Origin of the sequence: Priestia endophytica (assembly GCF_026790145.1) — a bacterium.
Taxonomy (GTDB): Bacteria; Bacillota; Bacilli; order Bacillales; family Bacillaceae_H; genus Bacillus_I; species Bacillus_I endophytica_A.
Window position 1 is genome coordinate 66,515 of record NZ_JALAMS010000034.1, and the last position, 22,703, is coordinate 89,217.

The following is a 22,703-nucleotide window of genomic DNA, read 5'->3' on the forward strand; positions in this document are numbered from 1 at the left end:
CTTTATTTCACTTCTACTAATGTTTGAACGTCTACCCACGATTGTTCTGAAGCAGATTTTAAAACAGCGCTTACAATCTCATCAATTTTCCAACCAAATTCAAAATCGCATGCATATGGTCTACCTTCTGAAATGGCAGCAAGCAGCTCATGTACTTCTAAAACTTTCATGTCATTGTATCCAATTGCAATTCCTGATGCTGGATAGAATGCACTGTAACCTTTGTGATCTGGTCCAAGGAATACGGTTCTAAATCCTCTGTCAGCGCTATCATCAGATGCAAAATAAACATTCACTTCGTTCATTCTCTCTAGTGAATAGAAAACAGAACCTTTTGTACCTTGAATTTCAAACGTTAAGTAGTTTTTACGCCCTGTTGCAACGCGGCTTGCTCCGATTGTACCAACTGCCCCGTTTTTATACTCGGCAAGAATCGTAATCAAGTCATCATTTTCTACATCCGCTAACTCTGTTGAACCAGCTTGTACGGGTCTTTGTGGAATAACAATTTTTGATAAAGCGTTTACACGGCTAATATCACCAAGGATAAACTGAGAAACGCTAAGTAAGTGAGAACCAAGATCTCCAAGAGCACCGCTTCCAGAATGTTTGTTAATATGACGCCATGTGATCGGCAATGTCGGGTCTAGCAGGCCGTCTTGATCATATGTTCCAGAGAATCTCATAATCTTACCTAATTTTCCGGAAGAAACAAGTTCTTTAATATAAGCGTTTGCAGGATTCATTACGTTATTGTAACCAACATAATTGACAACGCCTTTTTGCTTAGCAAGCTCGGCTAATGTTTTAGACTCCTCTGCAGAAAGCGTTAGTGGTTTTTCACAATATACATGTTTACCATTTTCTAACGCTACTTTTGCTACTTCGTAGTGAAAAGCATTTGGTGTCGCAATATCAATGACATCCACATTTGGATCTGTCACAACTTCTTGCCAATTATTTGCCCATCTTGCAAAACCTAATTTCTCACATGCTGTTTTCGCTGCTTCAATGTTTACATCTGCAACAACTTCAAAAACAGGTTTTCCTGCTTGTGGTCCAAACAGCATTAGTGCGTTTAAAAATGCATTAGTGTGAGCCTTCCCCATCCATCCAGCACCAACAAGTCCTATTCTAATTTCTTTCATATGTATCTCCCCTTTTTTGGAATATTACTTTCACTTATTGCTTTCTGTAAATTCATTTTATTATAATAAAAACACAAATACACTAAGTTATATTGCTTAGTAACTTAACAATATTGCTATCAAAGGAAGCGTTTTCAAACATTTAATAGATCTACATTATAATGAAAATAACATTATTTCTATAGAAGGAGAACGAATATGAAAATCATTGAAAAAGGTGTATTAAATCAATCTGAAATCTTCTTTCATATCCCGAGCGAGTTTGCAAAGAATGCCCTTTACTGTTTGCATGACTCAGGGCTATTCTACTGTAACAATACATATTTTATAGAAAGAGAGCATTATAATAACTACCTAATGATGTTGATCAAAAAAGGATCAATGACAATTCGATACCAAAACCAGGAGTTTCAAGCCCCAAAAGATACGCTTGTTTTTCTTAACTGCTGTCAACCCCATATGTATCAGGCAAATGAAGATGTATTTTTTGAATGGTTTCATTTCTCAGGCATATCTAGTGAGCATTACTTTAATTTACTCTTTGAAAAAAGCGGCTGTATATTTTCAATTAAAAACAATTTTGTAATTCCAGAATGCATGAATCAAATTGTCCGCATGGCGGAAAAAGCCAATATTAATGAACATCTAATCTCTATGAATATTCATAAAATCATGTATGAATTGAATGAAGTCACACACGAAACAACGGATATTCAAGAAAGAGTAATCAAACACGCTATTTCATATATTGAAAATCACTTTACAAAAGAGATTAACCTAAAAGAGTTAGCTCAGTATGTTCACTTAACTCCTTTCCACTTTTCCCGTGTATTTAAAAAGCACACTGGATTCTCACCATATGAGTACATTATCAACTTCCGAATCAACTATGCTAAAAAGTTACTTCAAAACACAAACATATCTATTAAAGAAATTTCGATTGAAGCTGGATTTAATAGTGACACCCACTTTATGACAACCTTTAAAAAACATACAAGTTTAACTCCAAAACAGTTTAGAGAAATTCAATTTTAGAGACTCTGTATAAAAGCATAAGTGATAAAGTTCTTATTTAAATCTCTATAAATAGAAAAAAGCAGCATCAAATTTATTTACTTTCCATTGTGTTCCCGCTTTGTAGAATGTTACAGTACGTTTTACAGTTGCTCCATCAACTGTTGGAACTGTAAACTCATAAGAACGAACTGTTGATGTTTGATAAACAAGTTTTGCTTTCGATTTTGTCCACTCTAGCATGCTGAATCCATCGCCAACTGGGTGAGCAAGTTTGCCATTGTATGTGATGTAGCTGTATTTTGTTAATCCTTTTTCAACTGCGTTATTTGTAAATGTTTCAGATAAGTAGTTTGTTAATTCTGCTTTAGTATCAAATTCTGGGCAAAGGTATGTGTACGGTGTTCCTTTATAGTTAAATGTGCCTTGTGTACATGGTGTTTTTTTATAACCGTGTAGGGCATTCCAGAAATGATCGCTGGCGCTAGCGGCGATTTTAATCGCATTTGCATTTGTTAGTGTTTGAGAATTTGTCTGTGCTGTAGCTCCTGTGCTTAGAGCAAAAAACATTGCGATTGATGATAATACTAGTCCAATTTTCTTCATTTCTAAATCACTCCTCAATTTTAAGTTCATATCTTTATGTAACGTAAATTTATTTTATATTACTTTTGTTACACTTATATTACAACATTTTTTTAAAAAAGAAAAGGATTTTCTCTCTTTTTATGAAATTTATTTACTATTTCTCTATTTATTACGTATTATGAGAGAATTTTTGATTGAATTTAAAAATCAAACGATTTTTATATGACAAAATTGTTACAATAAAGACATTTTCCGACTTTTTTTATTTACCCTTTTCTTTAGAAAAAAAACTAATAAAAACTACTCTTGTTTATTTTCTGCAAAAAATTTAGTAAAGATTCTTAGTTTATTCTTGCTCTGATGCCGTATTCCTTCTTCTTTCTTTTCTTTATTTCAAATTCTGTAATCTTCCTTATAAAAAGAGAGTTATATTTTTGTTAACGCTTACAAATACCTTTCCCATCTTCTTCTATCTCAAAACCACCTAGTTGCCATGTTTACAACATAAAATTCATCTTTGTTTCATTGTAAAACTAAACGTGTAATGTACTATATAAGTTGCTTTATGTTAACAAGGAGGAAGAGAAGTGAGTTCTTCAGTTAAAGGGCTAATTTTCGATGTATATGGTACATTGTTTGATGTTAATTCGGTTAAAACAAAGTGTGACACACTATTTAAAGAAAAAGGAAAAGAAATTAGTACATTATGGCGCCAAAAACAAATAGAATATTCTTTTTTACGACAGCTTATGGGTCAATATAAACCTTTTTCCGAGATAACGTTACAATCATTAAAATATGTACTAAATCAACTTGATATCTCCTATACCAAAGAAGAGATCACAATATTAAGGGAAACGTATAAGGAGCTCACCCCTTATTCAGAGGTAGAAGATGTTTTACAAAAGCTTGAGCATAAAAAGCTCGTTTTTTTCTCTAATGGCTCACAGGATATGCTAGAACCACTTATTGAAAACCCTTCCATAGCTCGATGCCTTGATATGACAATTAGCGTTGATGACATTAAGCAGTACAAACCAACACCCGCCTCCTACACGCATGCGTTAAATATGCTTAATTTGAAACGCGAAGAAATCCTTTTCTTATCATCAAACGGTTGGGATATATCTGGAGCCAAAAGCTTTGGATTTCAAACTGTATGGATTAACAGAGCACGTTCTCCAATTGAAGAATTGGATCAGAAACCACATTATATTTATCAAGATTTAAATGGAATATTAGCGTTAGTATGATATAGTGAAATGTAAATTCTTTCGCAAACAAAAAGCGACGATGATAAAAGTCATCGTCACTTTTTGTTTTTTAAAATGGAATAGCTCCTGTTAAAACAGCTATTACCGTCATAACTACAGTTGTTCCGATTGCCCATTTTAACAAGAATTTTTGATGTTCTCCAAAATCCACCCCTACAAGTCCGATTAAAATAAATGTTGCTGGAACAAGAGGAGATAAAGGAAAGCCTACAGTTGAATGTCCTAAAAGAGCAGCTCTCCCCACTTCTGCTGGATTTACGCCAAAGTTTGCTGCTGTTTCGCTTAAAATCGGCAAAATTCCAAAATAGTACGCATCAGGAGAAAAAATAAAGTTAAGCGGAAGACTTGTTAGAGCTACAACTAATGCCAAGTGCGGTCCTAACCAATCCGGAACAATTGAAACAATAGAATTTGCCATAGCATCCATCATTTTTGTACCGCTGAAAACACCAATAAAAATACCTGCTGCAAACACAAGAGTACTGATTGTAACAAAGCTATGAGCATGACTCAAAATTCTTTCTTGCTGCTCTTTTGGATTTGGAAAATTGACAAATAGAGCGATAGTAAAAGCAATCGCAAATAAAATTTGAATTGGCAATACTTCCATAACTAAAAGAACCATAAGCGTTAATGTAAGCAATAAATTAAACCAAAATAGGCCTGCTCCCCCTTTTTCAGCTGCTACAGCTTGTTCTGCGAGACCTTTTGCTTGGGTTGTTTCTAGATTAATAACGCCTAAGCGATCACGTTCTTTTTTGCCAAGTATATAAGCAGAAAAGAGCGTCCATAAAAGGCCTGAAATCATCACAGGAATAAGCGGGATAAATAGATCTGATACTTCAACCCCAAGGCTTGCAGAAGCTCGCACTAAAGGTCCTCCCCAAGGAATAATGTTCATAACGCCCGCTGCTAATGCAACAACACAAGCTAAGATAAGTCGATTCATCCCTAAACGTTTATAAAGAGGGAGCATGGCTGAAATTGTAATCATAAAAGTAGACGAACCGTCTCCATCAAGCCCAACAATGATTGTAATAATAGCTGTTGCCATTACAACCTTCAGCGGATCTCCTTTTACAAACGTAAGAATACGAGAAACCATTGGATCAAATAGCCCTACATCAATCATTAATCCAAAGTATAAAATAGCAAAAACAATCATAACCGCTGTTGGCGCGACAGTTATAATCCCGTCCATCATCATCTCGCCCATGTTTGCCCCAAATCCCCCAATTAGAGCAAAAGCAACAGATACAAACACAAATGCAACAACAACTGAAAGCTTTTTAAAAATAACGAAAAAAAGAAAAGTAGCAATCATACAAAAACCTAACATCGACAGCACGACCCAAATCCCCCTTTGTATATAAAACAGAAAACTTAGAAATCCACTTTTAAAAGACTAAATATTCTAAAAATTTGACCTACATATGTTCTTCCCCCTCACTTTCTTTATAATAGTGGAACTATTATGTAAGCCTTATCATAGAAGATTAATGTTCATTATAGCATCTCTGTTAATCCTTTTTCGTAGAAAAGATAAATTTTTAAAACTTTTTAGGACGAATCTCGTCAAAAATTATATATCTATAGATAAGGAGAGAGAAAATGGAAAATTTTATTTTAGCTGTTTTCATTTGTATTATCTTTATATTAAACATTTGCTCTTTTATTTTTTTGGAACGATCGCGCTGGCGATTTGTTTTATGGGGACTCTCTATCATGCTCTTGTCCCCTATCATTGGATTTTTAAGCGGCAGTTTGCTCTTTCATTTTCAACATCTTGAACAAGGGGAAACTGGAGAAGGAGCTGCTTACGGAGGCGCTATTTTAGGGATTTTTACATGTGCGAATGGATTTCTAATGGTAGTAAGTGGTTTTATATATGTACTAGTCCTTAAACTTCGTACGCGTAAGGTAGTATAATGAACGTAGTTTTATGAAAATTTATGATTCTATTTAAGGCTCTTTTAATTTGGACCCTATTTTGGCTGAACTAATACAAACTAAACCTCTTCAAAGGCTTAAGAATATTCACCAGAGAGGTGCTAGTTATTTGGTAAACCTAAATTGAAATGTGACTCGCTTTGATCATTCTATTGGGTCTGTGTTATTAATAAGAAAATTAGGTGGTTCTATAGAAAAACAAATAGCTGGTTTAGGAACCTTTGTTAGAGTTCCTAATCCTTAATAAAAAGAGAAAAGAACCCTATTTGATTCAAATAAGGTCCTTCTATGTGCCGATAACATGGTTTACGTTAACGAGTCTTATATATCATATACATAGGTGTAACTTTCAATTAATTTGAAATAGCAGGAGCTTTATTTCATAAAAAAGGATTAAATTTAACTCCTTTCGTTTGCTTACCATGAATAGCTATATTTTTAGTAAATATACTTACAATAAACGTTACTATTAAATTTATTAATAAAGCTATAATACCTGTACTAATATCATTAATTACATGTGGCACATTCGGCAGAAACGTAGCAATCTTTACGCCTGAAATTGTCGCATATAAAACTATAAGCACCCCTGAAATAATTCCTGCAATTGCTCCATACTTATTAATAATATTGTTCTTAGGTAGGCTAAAAAACAACGCTGGTGCTAATTGAGTAATTAAACTATATGACATGATATTCAAAATAGCTAATGCGTCTCCGCCTGTGATAGTTACTATTAAAGCAACGACAGATAGACCAATAATAATTAGTCTTGAGACAATTAGTTGCTGTTTCTCCGTAGCTTCCGGTACCAGAGTTTTGTAAAAACTGTTTGTTAACCCAACTGATGCAGCCATTAGCATAACGGAAGCTGGCACTAAAGCCGTTAGTAAGCCAGCTGCCCCAATCAAGCCAATTATCCATGGATCAAAGGTTTGAACTGATAATCTTAAAAGAGAAAGATCTCCATCAGCTCCTTTCAAACCTGGAATTTGCACAATAGCTGCAAAACCTATGAAAAAGACAAACAGTAGTAACAAGGTGTATAAAGGTAAAGCAATCGCATTTTTACGAAGCGTTTTTTCTCCATTTGATGATAAGACCACCATGAAAGTTTGAGGTAATAAATAAAAACCTACGGCTTGTAACAAAACAGTGGAGATAAACCAGGATTGACTTAACCCTTTGTCTGACAATGTAAACATTTCAGGTTTAACAGCCTGAACGGTCTCAAACATTGGCTGAATCCCTCCAAAATAGTGAAAAGGAATATATATACCTAAAAATATAACAACTATCAAAATCATAAAATCTTTAACTATAGCAGTCCAAGCAGAGCCATGGATACCTGATATCATTACATAAGTAGTAACAACGATGGCGCCTATAATACTCGCGAAAACTGGTGAAATAACCCCGTAAGAAGTTTCTGAAACAATTATTCCTAATCCCTTAATTTGTATGACGATATAAGGTATAAGGGCCAAACTTCCTAAAATAGCCACTATAATCCCCATTGTACGACTTCCATATTTAGAGGCAAAATAATCGGGCTGGGAGATAATAGAATGTTCTTTAGAATATCTCCAAATTTTTGGCAATAACCAATAAGAAAGTACATAGGCTAAAAAAATGTATGCAGGAACATAATAAGCAGCTGCTCCTTTTGAGTAGGCCCATCCACTTCCACCTAGAAATGTAAATGTCGTATAAATTTCACCAGCAATTAGTAAGAAAACAAAAAATGTTCCAAAACCTCTGCCTCCTATAGAAAATTGTTCCATATTCATGTCCTTCCCTTTTCTTGCTTGTATGCCTAAATAAAGGGCTAGAACTAGGAAAATAAAAATAATAAATAAGGGCATATTCATTCTACATCACAACCTTTGTTATCAGGATCAAACCTATATACAATTGTTAAAATAATGGAGGAAAGCACCATCCAAAATGCAACCCAAAATAATAGAAAAGGCATGCCCAATACGTAAGGTTCAATTTTATTTGCAAATGGCAAGAAACCCAAGAATCCAATAAACGGAACGAAAATTAAAAGTTTAATAGCTTTCAAATTATACCTCCTTGGTGGTTAGTCGATATTACAAAAATTACGTAGGGAATAATTAATGCCATATTAGATTTTTATTAAATTCCCCCTCTGGTAGATAATCTCGCCATCAATAATCGTTGTTTCTACTTTTAAATCTTTAATTTGATTTGGATTGACACGTAAAATGCTATCATTTAATATAACTAAATCCGCCAACTTTCCGACCTCTATACTTCCTTTTTTCTCTTCATCAAAACTCGCATAAGCGCCATTCCAAGTAAATAGTCTAATGGCTTCCATTACGCTGATAGATTGATTATCACCAATTTCCATTCCGGACTGACTTTTTCTATTAACAGCAACGTGAATTCCTAATAAAGGATCATAATCAGTAACTGGCGCATCCGATCCACCTGCTGCCATGATGCCACTATCAATAAAATCACGAACAGCATACATGTGATTGACACGCTCACCATAGTGTTGGACATATATCTCCCCAAATTCATAAGGAAATGAAGGATTCGGAATAGGAATAACCTGGAGTTTTTTCATTCTCTCTTGTAAATCTGGTGACGAAATCCCCGCATGTTCAATCCGGTGGCGATGATTTTTTCTTGGTGAGTCCTTTAACGCCTTTTCTACACAATTTAAATACATTTCAATAGCTTTATCCCCTTGTGCATGTACAGTTATTTGATAACCTTTTTTATGGGCTTCACCTAAAACTTCGTAGATTTCTTCCTCACTATAATAAAGAATGCCAGAATTACCAGAATCACTAGAGTATGGCTTACGAGTTGCAATTGTAGGTCCGGTGCTACTCCCATCTATAAACAATTTTGCTGGTCCAACTTTGAATCTCTCATCTCCTGTACCAGTTACTACACCGGCTTCGACCATTTTATTAACAAATTCATGGGAGTTATTTAACGCCCCTATCATTGCATATATACGGACACGAATATCCTTACTCATTACAGCTTGCTGCAGTAAACGGTAACTTTCAGAGCCATATCCACCTGCCTCATGTATACTTCTGCTGCAATGAAATGATCTGATGCAATTTTCACAGCTTTCATTAGTTTACTCTCTGTATAACTCGCAACCTCGTTCATTGCCATATTTGCTGCTTCAATTAACCTTCCTGTAAGCCTTCCTTCCTGATTCTTTTCAATAACTACCCCATTAGGATCCGGTGTATTTTCGTGAATTTGCGTAATTTCTAACGCTTTGCTATTCACCACGCTTATATGGCTACAAGTACGAGATACAATAATGGGATGTTCTGTTGAAATTACATCAAGCTCAGCGATCGTTGGATAACGCTTTTCCTTCACAACGGTTTCATTGAAGCCCCACGCACGTATCCATTCCCCTTTTGGAGTTTCTAGGGATTTCTTCCTCAAGTCATCTAACAAAGACTCAATAGAGTCCATATGTTCAGCTTTACAACTTACCGCTAACTGATTAACTCCATATAAAATAAGGTGAATATGAGAATCAATGAATCCAGGAAGAATCGTTTTTCCTTGTAGATCTAATATATTTGTTTCTTCTCCTATAAAACTCTTAACCTCCTGATTTGAACCGACAACTATGATACGATTATCTTTTACTCCCACAGCTTCAACTACTGTATTCTTTTGATCTACTGTAATAACTTCTCCATTTATCAATACAACGTCAGCTTTCATAAACATACCCCTTTTAGAATTACTCATTTTTTTGACTAGCTAATTCCAACCATCGATCATTAATGAAGTGCTTTACTGTTTTAATTTCTTTTTTCACTACCATCAAAAACCCCTTTTAACTAAAAAACAATTAAATATTCTGATAATACAATCATAGTAGTGTATAGTTTCTCTTTCATTGGACAAAATGTAAAAATATTAGAAAACAAATACAAATTCTTTAATTAAGTGAATATTCAGTTAAATTATGTTGAACATGGAATCAAACAAAGCGTCCGTAAAAGTATACATATAGGAAAAGAAAAAGCGTAAACCCATTTTTGCTCAATGGATTTACGCTTGTTTTACTTGTTACTTTTTAATAAAGTTTGATTAAAATACCCCTTTTGTATATTCACCATTCAAAACTGACCGAAACCAGGAAGAGCAATGTTCCATAATGACGTTTCTTTTTCATTCGCCACATCATTCTAACCCTTCATCAAATCTTCACGGTCATCTGCCTGTGGAGGTTCCTCCATCCATCCATTTTTAATCATAATATTGGCTCCATCTTCAGCGTAAAGTGAAATTTCTGGAATTAATGACTCATATTTTAATCCTAAATCCCTTCTTGGACTTGTTGCTATCGCCATTCCAAAATTTCCGATCCCTGCTGCAATCATCGCCGATACATGAAACATGATGAGCTTGTCAGAAAAAACACTTGTTGTACTATCTGATACAGCCGAATCCCAAGCCATTGGAGCAGGTAAGTCCTCTTTTACTAAAAAGTCGCTAAATATCTCTATATATTTTTGAGAAAGGTGCTTTCCTCTTAACAAATATTGTTTCACTTCTTTATTTTGGGAAGTTTAAGCAAATCCTGTTATAAGGGCTTTTCCAATGGCATTCGTTTGAATATTAAAAAACAAATGGGTGATTTCCATTGAAGTAATCGATCTTTTTTTTCCAAAAAATCCACCTAAAAAATGTTGTTTCTCCACAAAATCCACTTCGTCAGGAGTAGGTATATAAGGGGGTCTTACATAGGTACCTTGCTTCAACATTAATTCTCGTGTTTTATCCAGCCCATCAACACCTGCGTTTAACACCTTTTTATAAAAAGTAACCACATCAGGTCGAGTTGCTAGGCCTAATGCAGCATTGTTCGATCTCATTGCAAGAATAGCCATGTGTTGTAAATACATTAAGATAAATGTATCAGAAAAGAGTCTTGGAGCTTGTAGATTTACATCCTGATCCGTAAATCCAATAGGGATAGGGAACTTTTCTTTTGTGAAAATACCTTTCATCATTGAAAGATTGTTTTTAGCTATATTTAATGTCCAGTCGATAATAGGACGTACTTCCGTATCTTCCACCTTTTCTAAGAAATATGTATTCACGCAGACTGCTAGTGTGTCATTTATATATTGTAACCATAAGCTAGACATTTCTGCAGCAGTTAATCGAATGTTTGTTTTATCTTTCATTTAAACAACCTCCTCTTTAATATATCAAAGAGTAATATACCCATTATTGAAAAATATATGAGAGAACAACTACCAAGAATAATATTCGAATGAAAAGGGACTCATCGGGTGTGAACTGTACTCCGATTGTTAGACACAATCTAACAATCGGAGTTTGTAGAATTATTACAAACATTGGACAGTATCAAGATTCCAAGCATTTGCATTGGCATGTAGCTTATGGGAAAGTAATAAGATCAAATTAGCTTCCTGGGATTTACATTATGGTAACAAGGAATGAATACAGTATACAGACTAAAAATACACAAAACTACTCCCTCTTTATTTGACAGTAATTTTTTTATTTTTAGTCTCTGTAAAATGGTGATCTGGTGGAATTCTGAATAGTGTGCTCGATATATAGAACTTTATTTCCCCTTTGTAAAAAGTTTATGTTCGGCTTTACATATCCACTTATAATATTTTAATACAATAAAAAGAAGTAGTGGATCGAGAACTGCAGAATATCCCAGGTTCCACCACCCATAATGAAAGTAACCCCAAGGTTCAGGAAGTAATGTGATGATTTCATAAATCAAAATGCCTATTATCCAGAAGAAGATATAAAGGATTTGTTTGATATGCGTTTTTTTAAAAGGGTACCAATTTAGAAACATCATATTCACTGGTGGAACTAATAATAATAATGCAGGGACTGTTTTCCAATCAATTTCTAAAGAAAAGTACCAATATCCATGGTATCTTGCATCTACATATGTATCAAAGACTGCCTGTGCAGCTATAGTAAACGACCAAATGTGAATAATTTGATTAGATGTTAATCTTTTATTTGTTTTAAATGCAATAAAATTAAAAATAATAATAGCAATCCCTAGTCCAACCATATCAATCATTTCCATTTTTTTAATATAATTTTCTTAATAAAATCCTTTTATACCTTTAAATAAAAGAAAAAAGCAAGATTAAGCTTGCTTTGATTCCAAATCGTTACTTCTAACAATTGGCGTTATATGAATTGAGAAATTATACGTTATATATCAGAACAAAGCTTACAACTAAAGGAAGATTTGTTCTTAGGATTTGTTTCGACTTTAATGAATTTATAAATAAACCACTATCCAGTCTTTTATCGGGGTTTCCTAAGTATAATAGGGATTAAAAACTAAGTTTAAAGTGAATAAAACACGTAAAAAAAACTTATCGAAGTTATTATCTTTCATAATAAAGCTCCTTTCGTTGTTAGTATGCTCCATTAAAGATAACAATATTACATATTTTAATTCTCTTTACGGATTAGAGTACAATAAGTTGATCCTATAGATGGCTCTCATACAACGAAATCTTTATCCTGTTCTATTCAAAAGAAAGTAAATACATAAAAGGTGTTCAACCTCTTTTTATTGTTATATCCCTTTACAGGAAATGAAAAAAGTTGTAAGTAATAATCCATCCGTAAAAGTATAACTTTGTGCTTTTTTTCTCCTCGAACATATTTTATGTAAACTAACTTTGTATACGGTAAGCATTCATAGTTAATAAGAACGTTTACTTCATGGGGCTTTGAATATGACCATAATAACTTATGTTAAGAGTTACAGTGAAATAAACTTTGCCTTGATATTATCCAATCAGAAACATAATTCATAATAAAGTGGAAAATGATAATAGTAACCTTATAAGGAGGTTAGATGATGAGAGATAATGATGATCAAATGAACGAAGGGTTAAATCAAATAATTGAAATCATCAATGCAAAAGGAGATACAGGGGAATTAAATCAAATAGTGAAGAAGTCCAATAGCGATCCTAATCAGGACAAGGGCGATACTAAAACATAAAACAATGAACAAAGTGCTTTTTATTTTCTATAAATTAACCCTCCCCTCCATAAAAGTATAACTATGTAAAAAGAAAAAGCACAAACTCGTTGGTAATCAACAGGTCTGTGCTTTTTTACTTCCTCGAACATGTTTTATGATAACTAATCATTGTTGAATTCCCTATAATAAAAAGAACCCCCTTTACCCAGCATTAGCAAAAGGTTTTTTTATAATGATAAGTCCCATCTAAATGTAGGATAGAGTTAAAATATAGTTGTTTAATCGCTGGGCTCATTGTCCTTTTTCGTTTATTTCATCCATTCACTAAGGTAAATACTTTTTAAATGTACTGCGTAAGGTGTTCTGCTCTCCCCACCAATAATACCTTCTGATGTAATCGCGACCGCATTAGGCCCTTCTGCTTTTACAAGTATATCCAAAAATGATGTGTTACACAAAGAAAATGCATCGAGTTCGATTTTTATTCTATGGCTACCACAATCTAATTCTGAACCATCTTGATTAATTTTATAGATATGATAACGGAACTCAGTGTCTTTTCCTCCCCCTCCCATGTCCGTAGATTTTATTCCTTCACTTTCCTGTTCAGGTTCTAGTATTATTATTTTGGGTTCATCTTCTATGTCACCAGTCCAAATTACTTTTAACGATTTATCTGTCTCATTTTTCATTACATAATGACAATAGTTAGGCGCGTCTTTCCTTTCATCTTCCAATGCTTTCACCTCTACAACAAGTTTTCCCATTGTGGAATAAAATATGTCCATATCCAGTTTTGTATTGGGCTTCTCATTACATTAAATGGTTCAATTGTGGGATAGCATGACTGGCGTTTATTAAACAACTCCATTGTTACTTAACACCCTCGTATTCCTTCACTTTCTTCATTCTAATCTCGTCCATAAACTTCACAGTTATCTTAGTCTTTAGCAAATGCAGTTTTTCAGTGTCTGAAATTGCAATCTATTAAAGTCTTTATCTTATCCCTAAAAAAACGTTCGTTAAAATATACTTAAAGGGCAAGAAAAAGCACAAACTCGTTGTAATTCTCCATTCAATGCAAAATTTGAGCCCTACAATAAATGTTATATCAACTGAATTTGTATCTATCAATCTTAAAACATAGTTTTGCTTTACAACCTCTTCTAAACACTGTTCTATACAATATTTGGTTTCTGAATTTGAAAGTAGAAACTGAACATTAATTACTATACAAAATAAAAAAAGCGTGAAGCCAAGCCTCACGCTTTTTTATTATTTATCAGACTCTTTTTGCAATGGCGATTTCTCAATCGAACGTGTAAAACGATAGACATCAAGTTCTTGTCCTATTTCAGTAGGAAGATACCCGAACGTCGTAAAGCTGTCTACTGATTCAGGCTCAAGCGATAGAGATAATAAATTGTTTTGAGGCTGTGACGTTAAAAAGACGTAGCTTCCCTTTGGAAACGAAACGTTTTTTTGTTTTAGGCTTGTTTGTACTTCTATATTTGGTCTGTTTTCATATGCTTCATTTTCAATACGACTGCTGACGTTATAAGCCTCTACTGAAAGAGCTGTTTCTTTGGATAACTTGAATCCTTTTACTCCTTGCCCTTGCAGTTTTGCAGCTAGACCTTCATAACCTGGTTTTAAAATATAAGCAGTCGGACGTTCACGGACAAGGGTCGGCGTAGCTTCTTTTGCATTGTAGTATGTCACAGAAATATTTTTGACAGAAGCACTTTCAACATCCACCATTTCAAGAGTGGAGTTTGGTATTTTCTTATTTTCACTATTCACCACAATTGGATCGTGGTCATTGGCATTCTTTCCTTTTCGAACAAGAGCTGCTTTTTCTTTGGCGACAATCGATTTGATTTGTTTGGCGTGCAAGGCTGTTTGTTTAATCAGCTTTTCCTGCGTCGCAACTTGCGCGCCTACTCGTCGTCCGAAATCTTCACGCCCAATGCCAATTCCGCGGCTTTCTACTAAAAATGAAAACGACGGATACAATCCTAATGAATTTCGACCGATCCTCGGTTCAACTGAGCCTTCCTCAATCTCAAGCTGTCCTTGCTTGTTGACTTGAGACGTATAGTATACCTCTCCCGAATATCCTTGCTTTTTAATATCATGAAGTGTACTGTTCACAAATAACTCATCAGACACTTCTCGAATGCTTTTCGGAATATTTAAGTTTCGGCCAGATTGAAGTAAAATATCATGATACTTCCACACGCCTTCTTTCCCGATATTTTTAAAACTGCTGCTGTAAGGAGTATATTCATGGGCGTCAATGACGACTTCTGGTGAAAAACGATTAAATTCATTTCGCAAGCTTTGTACTTCTGGACTTTCAAGTTTTATGTAGTCGCGGTTTCCATCTAAATTATTCGCAAGCTGACGTTTAAACGCATATGATCCGTCTGGATTAATGCGCGGAACAACAACGATGTTAACCTTATTCAGTACATCTTTTCCAAAGTCTTCTGTTAAACGAGTTGCTACGGCTAACACAGATTCGCCACTTGCCGGTTCATTTCCGTGAATTTGACTTTGAAGCCAAACGGTTGGCTTTTTCGATGCTTTTCCATCCACAAACTTTTTCTCTTTTGAAAAATAGAGCACTGGAATTTCTCTTCCTTCTTGTGACTTGCCAATAGTTTTAAGCTTTACATATGGACTTTTTTTAGCGAGCTTTTGCATATAGGCCATCATTTCTTCTTGCGTCGTAAATGCTTCTTGCCCTTTCGTAAACGCAGGTGTCGCTTCTGCTGGCACTACTTGTGGATAAAGCCCTATAATTTTTTCGGGCTGACTGTAGACCTTTCCATAGTAAGGCGTATCAGCTTGTACCGAAAATGGCGATAGCAATAATCCGAGTGATAAAATAGCCGGCAGGGTTGTCAGTTTTACACTTTTTTTCATAATGTTCCTCCCCTTGATTATAATATTATATTTTCTAAAAATTTAAAATATTATATAAATAATTATAACATTTAAGGAAATAACTTCAAGGTAGGGAACTAAACCTTTTTACCGGCGCTCACAACTAAATTCAATATAATAGATAGATTTCTAAAAATTAGATTATAAGAATTTTATTCAAAACTATTAGTAGTTTATATTTTCAAATAGTATATACCTCTTTGTTCATTTCCTTATCGTTGAAAGATCCTAGAAAGTTTGATAAATCAGGGATGCTTTCCCCTCAATATTATAAGAATGAAGGTGCGGTATTTAAATTTATAAAAATAGAAATCTCAAGAATAATTGATGATTATATCGTGAAACTAGATAACCTAAGCGTATCATAAGTTTCCACATTTCGTATTAGATTTCCTTTAATAATCAAATCATTCATAGTGCCTTTAGTTTTCCGGTGTTGAATACTCTCTAATACTTGAAACCTAGTAAGGTAATTGTTCAAATATTTAGTTGCAACTCCGTTAGTTAAATCGTTGTATCCACCCTTTGAGCCTGCGGTGGTAGTTATTGACGTTCTGAATGTGATAGAGTCCTTTTGTTCGAATCTTTCCATCAGATTTGAACTGATAAATTTTCATACCTTTTTCGGTAGCATATGTTTTAAAGGCACGCCAAGAATCGGTACGTAACACATTTCCTTTTGAAAGTTTATGCCCGATTGCTTTGGTGCTAACTGCTATTATCCCAAGATTCCCTGTTTCTAAGAAAGGTACGTCCGCAAAAGTATACTTTTATGAACGTTACATTTACTTCTGTTTCGAAACGTGAAGGGAATAAAGTCAAGGAGTTTCTTTGAATTATTGAATTTTTTTTAACGCCACCAAAACAAAAAAGTAAATTAACCCTTTTTGCTTTTTGCTAATTGAAATCCTAACAAAAGAAACGGATCTACCATTTAAAGTGGTAGATCCGTTTCTTTTGTGTCCACACATTTGCTTTGTAAAAAGGTATATACTATGCAAAAATTTATATCTAGTTTCTCTATTTTAACTTAGTCTAGTTATTTGAAAAGAAGCATTCACGACCGTGGCACCATCTGCCGTAGTGTTAAAACTATCGCTTGTAGCTCCTATATTGCGAATGGTCAGTGTGGCTCCACTTGGAATCGTTAAAATCGCAGAACCCACTAAAATCGGACTAAAAGAAGCTGTGTAAATGACACCATAAGTGGTAGAAGTCTGATTTACATTATTTAATCGAAGAGCATAAGCTGCCGTAGTATTTGCTAGCGTACTAAATAATGGTACAATTTCATAAATCACCTGATAAACTCCTCCATTAGCCACGGTTATCGTAGAAGGTGGTGTAAATGAAACACCCCCGGCTAGAGGACCTGTATTATTGAATACAACATCTGCATTTGCATTAACAGTTTGGGCACCGGTATTAAACACATAACCATATGAGCTAGCCATAGTTCCGGTTGCTCCAGTGATTCCGGTTGCCCCGGTAACTCCAGTGGCTCCAGTAACTCCAGTCGCCCCGGTAACTCCAGTGGCTCCAGTAACTCCAGTCGCCCCGGTGACTCCAGTGGCTCCAGTAATTCCGGTCGCTCCAGTGGCTCCAGTAACTCCAGTTTCCCCGGTGACTCCAGTGGCTCCAGTGATTCCGGTTGCCCCAGTAACTCCAGTGGCCCCGGTGACTCCAGTGGTTCCAGTAATTCCAGTGGCCCCGGTGACTCCAGTGGCTCCAGTAACTCCAGTGGCCCCGGTGACTCCAGTGGCTCCAGTAATTCCGGTTGCCCCGGTAACTCCAGTTTCTCCAGTAATTCCGGTTGCTCCAGTAATTCCAGTGGCCCCGGTGACTCCAGTGGCTCCAGTAATTCCGGTTGCCCCAGTGACTCCGGTTGCCCCAGTGATTCCAGTGGCCCCAGTGATTCCGGTCGCTCCAGTGATTCCGGTCGCTCCAGTGATTCCAGTGGCTCCAGTGATTCCGGTTGCCCCAGTAACTCCAGTCGCCCCGGTGACTCCAGTGGCTCCAGTAATTCCAGTAACTCCAGTGGCTCCAGTAATTCCGGTCGCTCCAGTGATTCCGGTTGCCCCAGTGGAGCCGGTAGCTCCATTATTACTTATAGCTAACACAGCGACATCATCTACTAAAATATCCGAAGTTTCCACTTGTGGAAGAGTATTGATGACAATAAATGCTTGTGTGGAACCCGGTGGGGCCGTGGTCGTAGTTTGATAGTTTTCTAGCCATATACGATTTTCTACATTAGGGATTTGATTGCCTGAGACCGTAGTAAGAAGTCCATTTTCAAGCAAATTAAGCTGACTGTCATAGTAAAACGCTTGGATAGTAATCGAAATAGCTGATGCTTGTCCTACTGTGGCTAGAGAAGCCAAAATCTCTAAGCTTTCCCCTGGTTCAATTGGAACAAATTGTGAAATATAAGAGAAGGTTGCCCCTCCTTGTAATCTCGCTGAATAAAATCCTAAATGCGAATATTCACTGGTAATTACTGTATTAGCAGTTATCCATGGTGCGAGCGTTCCTGTTTCAAATCCCCCATTAATGATTAAGTTTTGAATAGACATTCAATTATTTTCCCCCCACTTCATTAAATGACTTTTCAGGAATTCATGCATTTTCGTTCTATGGTATTTTCTACTTATAAAAATACTTTACAAGGATATACATATGACTAAAATCCAAAATGTTTTACAAGTGTTTCAATAGAATTATTGCATATATACAAAAATAACCTTTTTTACTAACTATTCATATGACAAAATTTAAGGTTAATATCTTAGTGAAAAATACATATGATGAGCTATGAGAAAATGATAATTCTTAAATTTTTTCATTATTCACTTCACATATACTGGTACTCTAACTCTTGATTGATAAATTTACATTACTTTAGAACGAGACTTCTATTTTTTCTATTTATAAAAATGGATGATAACCACACATGTATTAAAAATTTATAGGAGGCACAAGTTATGATTTCTATTAGTTTGTGTATGATTGTCAAAAATGAAGAAAATTCGATTGGACGCTGTTTAGAGACTGTTTACCAATTAGTTGACGAAATAAATATCATTGATACAGGTTCCAACGATCGAACAAAAGAAATTGCTAGTAAATATACAAATCGAATTTATGATTTTGAATGGATTTACGACTTTTCAAAAGCACGTAACTACGCTTTTGAGAAAGCCACCAAAGATTATATTTTATGGTTGGATGCGGATGATGTTTTTCTAAAAGAGGATCAAAGGAAATTTATGACATTAAAAATGAACCTAGATCCTTTTGTTGACTCAGTAACGATGAAGTATATTTTAGCTACAGATGAATATGGTAACGTTACGTCAAGTTTAAGAAGAAATCGATTAGTAAAGAGAAGTAATGGGTTCCGTTGGATTGGTTCTGTCCACGAATACCTTGAAGTATGGGGAAATATTATGAATAGCGAAGTGGCTGTAACCCATAAAAGTATTCACCACGACTCTGACCGTAATTTAAAAATCTATGAGAAAAAGCTACTTACTGGTGAAGAGTTTTCTCCAAGAGATTTATATTATTTTGCAAATGAATTAAAAGATCATCGGCAATTTGCAAGAGCGATTAATTTTTATGAAAAATTTCTTTCAACAGAAAAAGGCTGGATTGAAGATAATATTGCAGCATGTAGGAACCTAGCAGATTGTTATCACGAGGTTTTGGACAAAGAAAGAATGATTAAATCTTTACTACGGTCTTTTACTTACACTACTCCTCGACCCGAAATTTGTTGCAGATTGGCGCATTCTTTTATTGGAAAAAATGATTATCATTCGGCTATTTTCTGGTATGACCTAGCAACAAAAACAGAGGTTTCACAAGATAATTGTGGAATTCAAAATTCATTTTTCTCTACATGGATTCCTCACATTCAACTATGCGTTTGTTACGATGCTTTAGGGGATTATGAAAAGGCAAATCATCATAATGAATTAGCAGGTACTTACAGACCCAACAATCCCAAATACCTGCATAATAAGGAGTATTTAAAAACAAAACTCCCAATAGAAGATGGTGTAGGGAGTGGAGCATAAACAAAGGGTACTAATCGCAAGTCCTGTTCATCAAAATCCAGAAATTTTAACTTTTGTCAGAGATAACCCAAAACAAATCAGTTAACATAACACTTTTTATCGGCAATCCCTATTCCATTGCAAGGTAAATAAGACCGCCTTATCTGCTTACAGATGATAGGCGATCTTTGTTATGTTTATTTTTTAATTTGTATTATACTTTAGTTTCATCAAATACGGTGTCTTGCCATTTTTGGTACCCATAAATAATAAGAGAAACCAAAGTCATAAGAAGAAACAATTCAAAAGCGTTAATTTTATGTAGGTCATAAAGACCAACCTTTATAAAAAGAAAGGGACTTATAATGAATGCTTGTATGGCCTTGTATGGCATCGATGATAAGATTGGCAATCATATAAAATAAAAAGTTTGGGTAAGAAAAATAAAAAACAAGGATAGTGGCTACGATAAAAAAGCCATATACAAACGATAAAATACTAGTCAAAAAGAATATATTATTATTTATAATCCACCAGTTCTATTTTTCTGCTATTTGAAAAATGATGGTAATAACAAGAGCTGAGAATAGACCTACTGGAGCAAAACGTTTTACACGTTGTGAATCTAAAGGGCAGAGTAAAACCCAAGGTAACAGGAAGAATATCCATGAGATGGCTTGAGCCATTCTTTTTGTACCTCCAAAAATGATGATGTTAGTTTGTGAAAAAATAATGGATATCATTCATGTGTTTTTATGGTAAATAACACCTTAAGAGAACCGTTTATGACATGAATATCCTATGTATTTACAGTTAACATAATGTTGCTTATCAGAAATTACATGCTGACTACCTCTTTTATTAAGAAAAAATTCATATCTATTGGTGAATCGGCAAATATTATCCAAGAGGTGATAATGTGGATAAGAATAAGTTAAAACTCACATCTTCCGAAATAGGAACACTATGGGGAGAATATATAAACGGAACAATGACAGATGTAGTCAATCGATATATGTTCTCTATTGTTGAAGATGAGTCAATCAAGACCATTTTTGAAGATGCTATTAAGACCTTTGCAAAACAAAAGAAACAAATCGTAGCTTTTATAGAAAACGAAGGGTTTCCAGTTCCCATTGGATTTACGGAGTCTGATCTCTATAAAGGTACGGAGAAATTGTTCACGGATATCTTTTGCTTGAATTACTTACATATCATGACGTTACACGGCTTGCTCGGGCATACCACTGCATTAGGTGTTTCGGTTAGAAAGGACTTAAGGGATTTTTACGACTCTTGTGATAGTGATGCCAAAAGAATGTATCATCAAACGATTGAGTTATTGCTTGAGAAAGGGAACTTTCAGAGAGATCCTTTATTTTATCCTGCCAAAAATCCTGAATTTATTTCTAGTCAAGATTTCACAGATGGCATTTTCGGAAAAGGAAGACGCTTATCTGCACCAGAAATTATAAGTATTTCGTTCAACTTGAAAAAGAGTATTATGGCTAAAACGCTTTCTATCGCTTTCAGTCAAGTCGCTCAATCAAAAGAAGTAAGAAAGTTTTTAGAGGATTCCCAAAACACGGCTGATAAACAGATACAAGCCTTTTCAAAAATCATGCACGCGGATAATTTACCTGTTCCTCGATCGTGGGAAACAGAAGTGACCATTTCAACCGACTCCCCTTTTTCCGATAAGTTGATGTTGTATCATATTGGTTTCTTGTTCCAAGCTGCACAAGCGTATCACGGAACCGGTTTAGCATCAGCCATGCGAACAGACCTTATAACCACTTATGAAGGCACCATTCTGAAAAATCTAATGGTAACTAAAAAATGGTTTAATATTATGGTGAAAAATAAATGGTTAGAACAACCGCCACTTGCTCCGAATAGAAAGGAAATTGCAAAAGAACAATAATTAAAATACTATTTCTAGGGTAGATTTAAGTGAAGAATAATCCATTTGAAAAGTTAATGTGGAGTATTGCACTTCCTGGATTTGGCCAATATTTAAACGGTAAATATGTTAAAGGCACAGTTTTACTAATTCTCGAATTTTTGATTAATGTACAAGCGAATTTTAACGAAGTCATTATTTTAAGTTTTCAAGGGGATATTTTATCGGCTATCCAACACACGAATTATCCATGGTTGATGTTTTATCCGTGTGTATACTTTTTTGCGGCGTGGGATGCTTTTAAAGATGCCGGAGGAGGAAAAGACGGATATTCTTTTCTTCCGTTTGTATTCAGCGCCTATTTTGTAACTGTAGGAGCCATTTATTCCTCAACATTGACAATCTTTGGGGTGTTATGGGGTCCTGTGTGGCTGCCTATGTTATTTGTACTTCCCGGCGTAGTAATTGGTTTAGTTGTTCAAGTCCTTTGTAGATGGGTCCTTTAATAGAGATCAGAAAAAGGAATACTGTATAATATCCCATCCTTTACTGCGAGGTATAAGGTACCCTTTTGAGTAGGAATATAGGTAATGTCACCGACCCATATTTTATTTCGTCCGTCTGTATGAAAAACTTGATTTAAGAGGTTGGGTCTTTCTATAGAAGGTGATTTCTTATTATAACGCTTATAGCGATACCGACTTCCTTTCGCATACACGTTCATTTGACGCATTAGTTTGCCTACTCTTTTTCGATTTACCTTGATTCCCTTCT

The 22,703-nt window shown here is 35.0% G+C and carries 18 protein-coding genes and 5 pseudogenes; 8 read left to right on the forward strand and 15 right to left on the reverse strand.

The window, feature by feature from the left end; translation table 11 throughout:
• Window positions 1-2: 2 nt before the first annotated feature.
• Window positions 3-1,148 carry a Gfo/Idh/MocA family protein gene (locus MOC86_RS21395; RefSeq protein WP_268586006.1) on the reverse strand — a complete coding sequence of 382 codons (1,146 nt, stop codon included), beginning with the start codon at window positions 1,146-1,148 and terminating at the stop codon, window positions 3-5.
• Window positions 1,149-1,346: 198 nt separating this feature from the next.
• Here MOC86_RS21395 and MOC86_RS21400 point away from each other — a divergent pair, with 198 nt between their 5' ends.
• Window positions 1,347-2,183, forward strand: coding sequence for an AraC family transcriptional regulator (locus tag MOC86_RS21400; RefSeq protein WP_268586007.1), 837 nt, complete (start codon window positions 1,347-1,349; stop codon window positions 2,181-2,183).
• Between the two features lie 45 nt (window positions 2,184-2,228).
• Here the strand turns inward: MOC86_RS21400 and MOC86_RS21405 are convergent, their stop codons facing one another.
• Window positions 2,229-2,768 (reverse strand): IseA DL-endopeptidase inhibitor family protein, encoded by a 540-nt coding sequence (locus MOC86_RS21405; RefSeq protein WP_268586009.1) that lies wholly within the window; start codon window positions 2,766-2,768, stop codon window positions 2,229-2,231.
• A 569-nt stretch (window positions 2,769-3,337) separates the two neighbouring features.
• On the opposite strand from MOC86_RS21405, the gene MOC86_RS21410 reads away from it, so the two are divergent.
• Window positions 3,338-4,003 (forward strand): haloacid dehalogenase type II, encoded by a 666-nt coding sequence (locus MOC86_RS21410; RefSeq protein ID WP_268586010.1) that lies wholly within the window; start codon window positions 3,338-3,340, stop codon window positions 4,001-4,003.
• 70 nt (window positions 4,004-4,073) lie between these two features.
• On the opposite strand, the gene MOC86_RS21415 is transcribed toward MOC86_RS21410, so the two are convergent.
• Window positions 4,074-5,372, reverse strand: a complete 1,299-nt coding sequence (locus MOC86_RS21415; protein ID WP_268586011.1) for a citrate:proton symporter — start codon at window positions 5,370-5,372, stop codon at window positions 4,074-4,076.
• Between the two features lie 263 nt (window positions 5,373-5,635).
• On the opposite strand from MOC86_RS21415, the gene MOC86_RS21420 reads away from it, so the two are divergent.
• Together MOC86_RS21420 and MOC86_RS21425 are read left to right on the forward strand one after the other, a co-directional pair.
• Window positions 5,636-5,953, forward strand: coding sequence for an inner-membrane translocator (locus tag MOC86_RS21420; protein WP_268586012.1), 318 nt, complete (start codon window positions 5,636-5,638; stop codon window positions 5,951-5,953).
• Window positions 5,954-6,002: 49 nt separating this feature from the next.
• A pseudogene (locus MOC86_RS21425) lies at window positions 6,003-6,188 on the forward strand (hypothetical protein); the annotation flags it as partial.
• Window positions 6,189-6,354: 166 nt separating this feature from the next.
• On the opposite strand, the gene MOC86_RS21430 reads toward MOC86_RS21425, so the two are convergent.
• From MOC86_RS21430 to MOC86_RS21455, 6 genes and pseudogenes are all read right to left on the reverse strand, one after another.
• A complete protein-coding gene (locus MOC86_RS21430; protein WP_268586013.1) occupies window positions 6,355-7,845 on the reverse strand; it encodes a sodium:solute symporter family protein in 1,491 nt (496 codons plus the stop codon).
• Window positions 7,842-8,042 carry a DUF3311 domain-containing protein gene (locus MOC86_RS21435; protein WP_268586014.1) on the reverse strand — a complete coding sequence of 67 codons (201 nt, stop codon included), beginning with the start codon at window positions 8,040-8,042 and terminating at the stop codon, window positions 7,842-7,844. The genes MOC86_RS21430 and MOC86_RS21435 overlap by 4 nt, the downstream gene beginning before the upstream one ends.
• A gap of 63 nt (window positions 8,043-8,105) precedes the next feature.
• Window positions 8,106-9,718, reverse strand: a pseudogene (locus tag MOC86_RS21440) (amidohydrolase).
• A gap of 470 nt (window positions 9,719-10,188) precedes the next feature.
• Window positions 10,189-10,557: pseudogene (locus MOC86_RS21445) on the reverse strand (DUF3231 family protein); the annotation flags it as partial.
• Between the two features lie 15 nt (window positions 10,558-10,572).
• Window positions 10,573-11,193 carry a DUF3231 family protein gene (locus MOC86_RS21450; protein ID WP_268586016.1) on the reverse strand — a complete coding sequence of 207 codons (621 nt, stop codon included), beginning with the start codon at window positions 11,191-11,193 and terminating at the stop codon, window positions 10,573-10,575.
• A gap of 407 nt (window positions 11,194-11,600) precedes the next feature.
• Entirely contained in the window at window positions 11,601-12,077 is a 477-nt protein-coding gene (locus MOC86_RS21455; protein WP_268586017.1) for a hypothetical protein, read from the reverse strand.
• Between the two features lie 807 nt (window positions 12,078-12,884).
• On the opposite strand from MOC86_RS21455, the gene MOC86_RS21460 reads away from it, so the two are divergent.
• Complete coding sequence (locus tag MOC86_RS21460) at window positions 12,885-13,031, forward strand: hypothetical protein (RefSeq protein ID WP_268586018.1); 147 nt, start codon at window positions 12,885-12,887, stop codon at window positions 13,029-13,031.
• A 290-nt stretch (window positions 13,032-13,321) separates the two neighbouring features.
• Here MOC86_RS21460 and MOC86_RS21465 read toward each other — a convergent pair whose 3' ends face one another.
• The 4 genes and pseudogenes from MOC86_RS21465 to MOC86_RS21480 all read right to left on the reverse strand — a co-directional run bounded on the left by MOC86_RS21465 (window position 13,322) and on the right by MOC86_RS21480 (window position 18,541).
• A complete protein-coding gene (locus MOC86_RS21465) occupies window positions 13,322-13,780 on the reverse strand; it encodes a hypothetical protein (protein WP_268586020.1) in 459 nt (152 codons plus the stop codon).
• Between the two features lie 508 nt (window positions 13,781-14,288).
• Window positions 14,289-15,944: a M14 family metallopeptidase gene (locus MOC86_RS21470; RefSeq protein WP_268586021.1), complete on the reverse strand. Its 1,656-nt coding sequence runs from the start codon at window positions 15,942-15,944 to the stop codon at window positions 14,289-14,291.
• A gap of 352 nt (window positions 15,945-16,296) precedes the next feature.
• Window positions 16,297-16,669 (reverse strand): annotated as a pseudogene (locus MOC86_RS21475) (IS1595 family transposase); the annotation flags it as partial.
• A 321-nt stretch (window positions 16,670-16,990) separates the two neighbouring features.
• A complete protein-coding gene (locus tag MOC86_RS21480; protein ID WP_268586022.1) occupies window positions 16,991-18,541 on the reverse strand; it encodes an NTTRR-F1 domain in 1,551 nt (516 codons plus the stop codon).
• Window positions 18,542-18,949: 408 nt separating this feature from the next.
• Here MOC86_RS21480 and MOC86_RS21485 point away from each other — a divergent pair, with 408 nt between their 5' ends.
• Window positions 18,950-20,047: a glycosyltransferase family 2 protein gene (locus MOC86_RS21485; protein WP_268586023.1), complete on the forward strand. Its 1,098-nt coding sequence runs from the start codon at window positions 18,950-18,952 to the stop codon at window positions 20,045-20,047.
• A 518-nt stretch (window positions 20,048-20,565) separates the two neighbouring features.
• Here MOC86_RS21485 and MOC86_RS21490 read toward each other — a convergent pair.
• Window positions 20,566-20,712 (reverse strand): hypothetical protein, encoded by a 147-nt coding sequence (locus MOC86_RS21490; RefSeq protein WP_268586024.1) that lies wholly within the window; start codon window positions 20,710-20,712, stop codon window positions 20,566-20,568.
• A gap of 233 nt (window positions 20,713-20,945) precedes the next feature.
• Here MOC86_RS21490 and MOC86_RS21495 point away from each other — a divergent pair, with 233 nt between their 5' ends.
• Together MOC86_RS21495 and MOC86_RS21500 are read left to right on the forward strand one after the other, a co-directional pair.
• Window positions 20,946-21,950 carry a DUF3231 family protein gene (locus tag MOC86_RS21495; RefSeq protein WP_268586025.1) on the forward strand — a complete coding sequence of 335 codons (1,005 nt, stop codon included), beginning with the start codon at window positions 20,946-20,948 and terminating at the stop codon, window positions 21,948-21,950.
• Between the two features lie 56 nt (window positions 21,951-22,006).
• Entirely contained in the window at window positions 22,007-22,435 is a 429-nt protein-coding gene (locus MOC86_RS21500) for a hypothetical protein (protein WP_268586026.1), read from the forward strand.
• 41 nt (window positions 22,436-22,476) lie between these two features.
• Here MOC86_RS21500 and MOC86_RS21505 read toward each other — a convergent pair.
• Window positions 22,477-22,703: pseudogene (locus tag MOC86_RS21505) on the reverse strand (IS3 family transposase); the annotation flags it as partial.

Excerpts from the sequence above, each read along its gene's own strand:
- MOC86_RS21500 (WP_268586026.1), top strand. The coding sequence starts at position 22,007 with ATGTGGAGTATTGCACTTCCTGGATTTGGCCAATATTTAAACGGTAAA.
- MOC86_RS21420 (WP_268586012.1), top strand. The coding sequence starts at position 5,636 with ATGGAAAATTTTATTTTAGCTGTTTTCATTTGTATTATCTTTATATTA.
- MOC86_RS21430 (WP_268586013.1), bottom strand. The coding sequence starts at position 7,845 with ATGAATATGCCCTTATTTATTATTTTTATTTTCCTAGTTCTAGCCCTT.
- MOC86_RS21400 (WP_268586007.1), top strand. The coding sequence starts at position 1,347 with ATGAAAATCATTGAAAAAGGTGTATTAAATCAATCTGAAATCTTCTTT.
- MOC86_RS21455 (WP_268586017.1), bottom strand. The coding sequence starts at position 12,077 with ATGGTTGGACTAGGGATTGCTATTATTATTTTTAATTTTATTGCATTT.
- MOC86_RS21395 (WP_268586006.1), bottom strand. The coding sequence starts at position 1,148 with ATGAAAGAAATTAGAATAGGACTTGTTGGTGCTGGATGGATGGGGAAG.
- MOC86_RS21470 (WP_268586021.1), bottom strand. The coding sequence starts at position 15,944 with ATGAAAAAAAGTGTAAAACTGACAACCCTGCCGGCTATTTTATCACTC.
- MOC86_RS21480 (WP_268586022.1), bottom strand. The coding sequence starts at position 18,541 with ATGTCTATTCAAAACTTAATCATTAATGGGGGATTTGAAACAGGAACG.
- MOC86_RS21485 (WP_268586023.1), top strand. The coding sequence starts at position 18,950 with ATGATTTCTATTAGTTTGTGTATGATTGTCAAAAATGAAGAAAATTCG.
- MOC86_RS21405 (WP_268586009.1), bottom strand. The coding sequence starts at position 2,768 with ATGAAGAAAATTGGACTAGTATTATCATCAATCGCAATGTTTTTTGCT.
- MOC86_RS21450 (WP_268586016.1), bottom strand. The coding sequence starts at position 11,193 with ATGAAAGATAAAACAAACATTCGATTAACTGCTGCAGAAATGTCTAGC.
- MOC86_RS21490 (WP_268586024.1), bottom strand. The coding sequence starts at position 20,712 with ATGGCTCAAGCCATCTCATGGATATTCTTCCTGTTACCTTGGGTTTTA.
- MOC86_RS21465 (WP_268586020.1), bottom strand. The coding sequence starts at position 13,780 with ATGGGAAAACTTGTTGTAGAGGTGAAAGCATTGGAAGATGAAAGGAAA.
- MOC86_RS21460 (WP_268586018.1), top strand. The coding sequence starts at position 12,885 with ATGAGAGATAATGATGATCAAATGAACGAAGGGTTAAATCAAATAATT.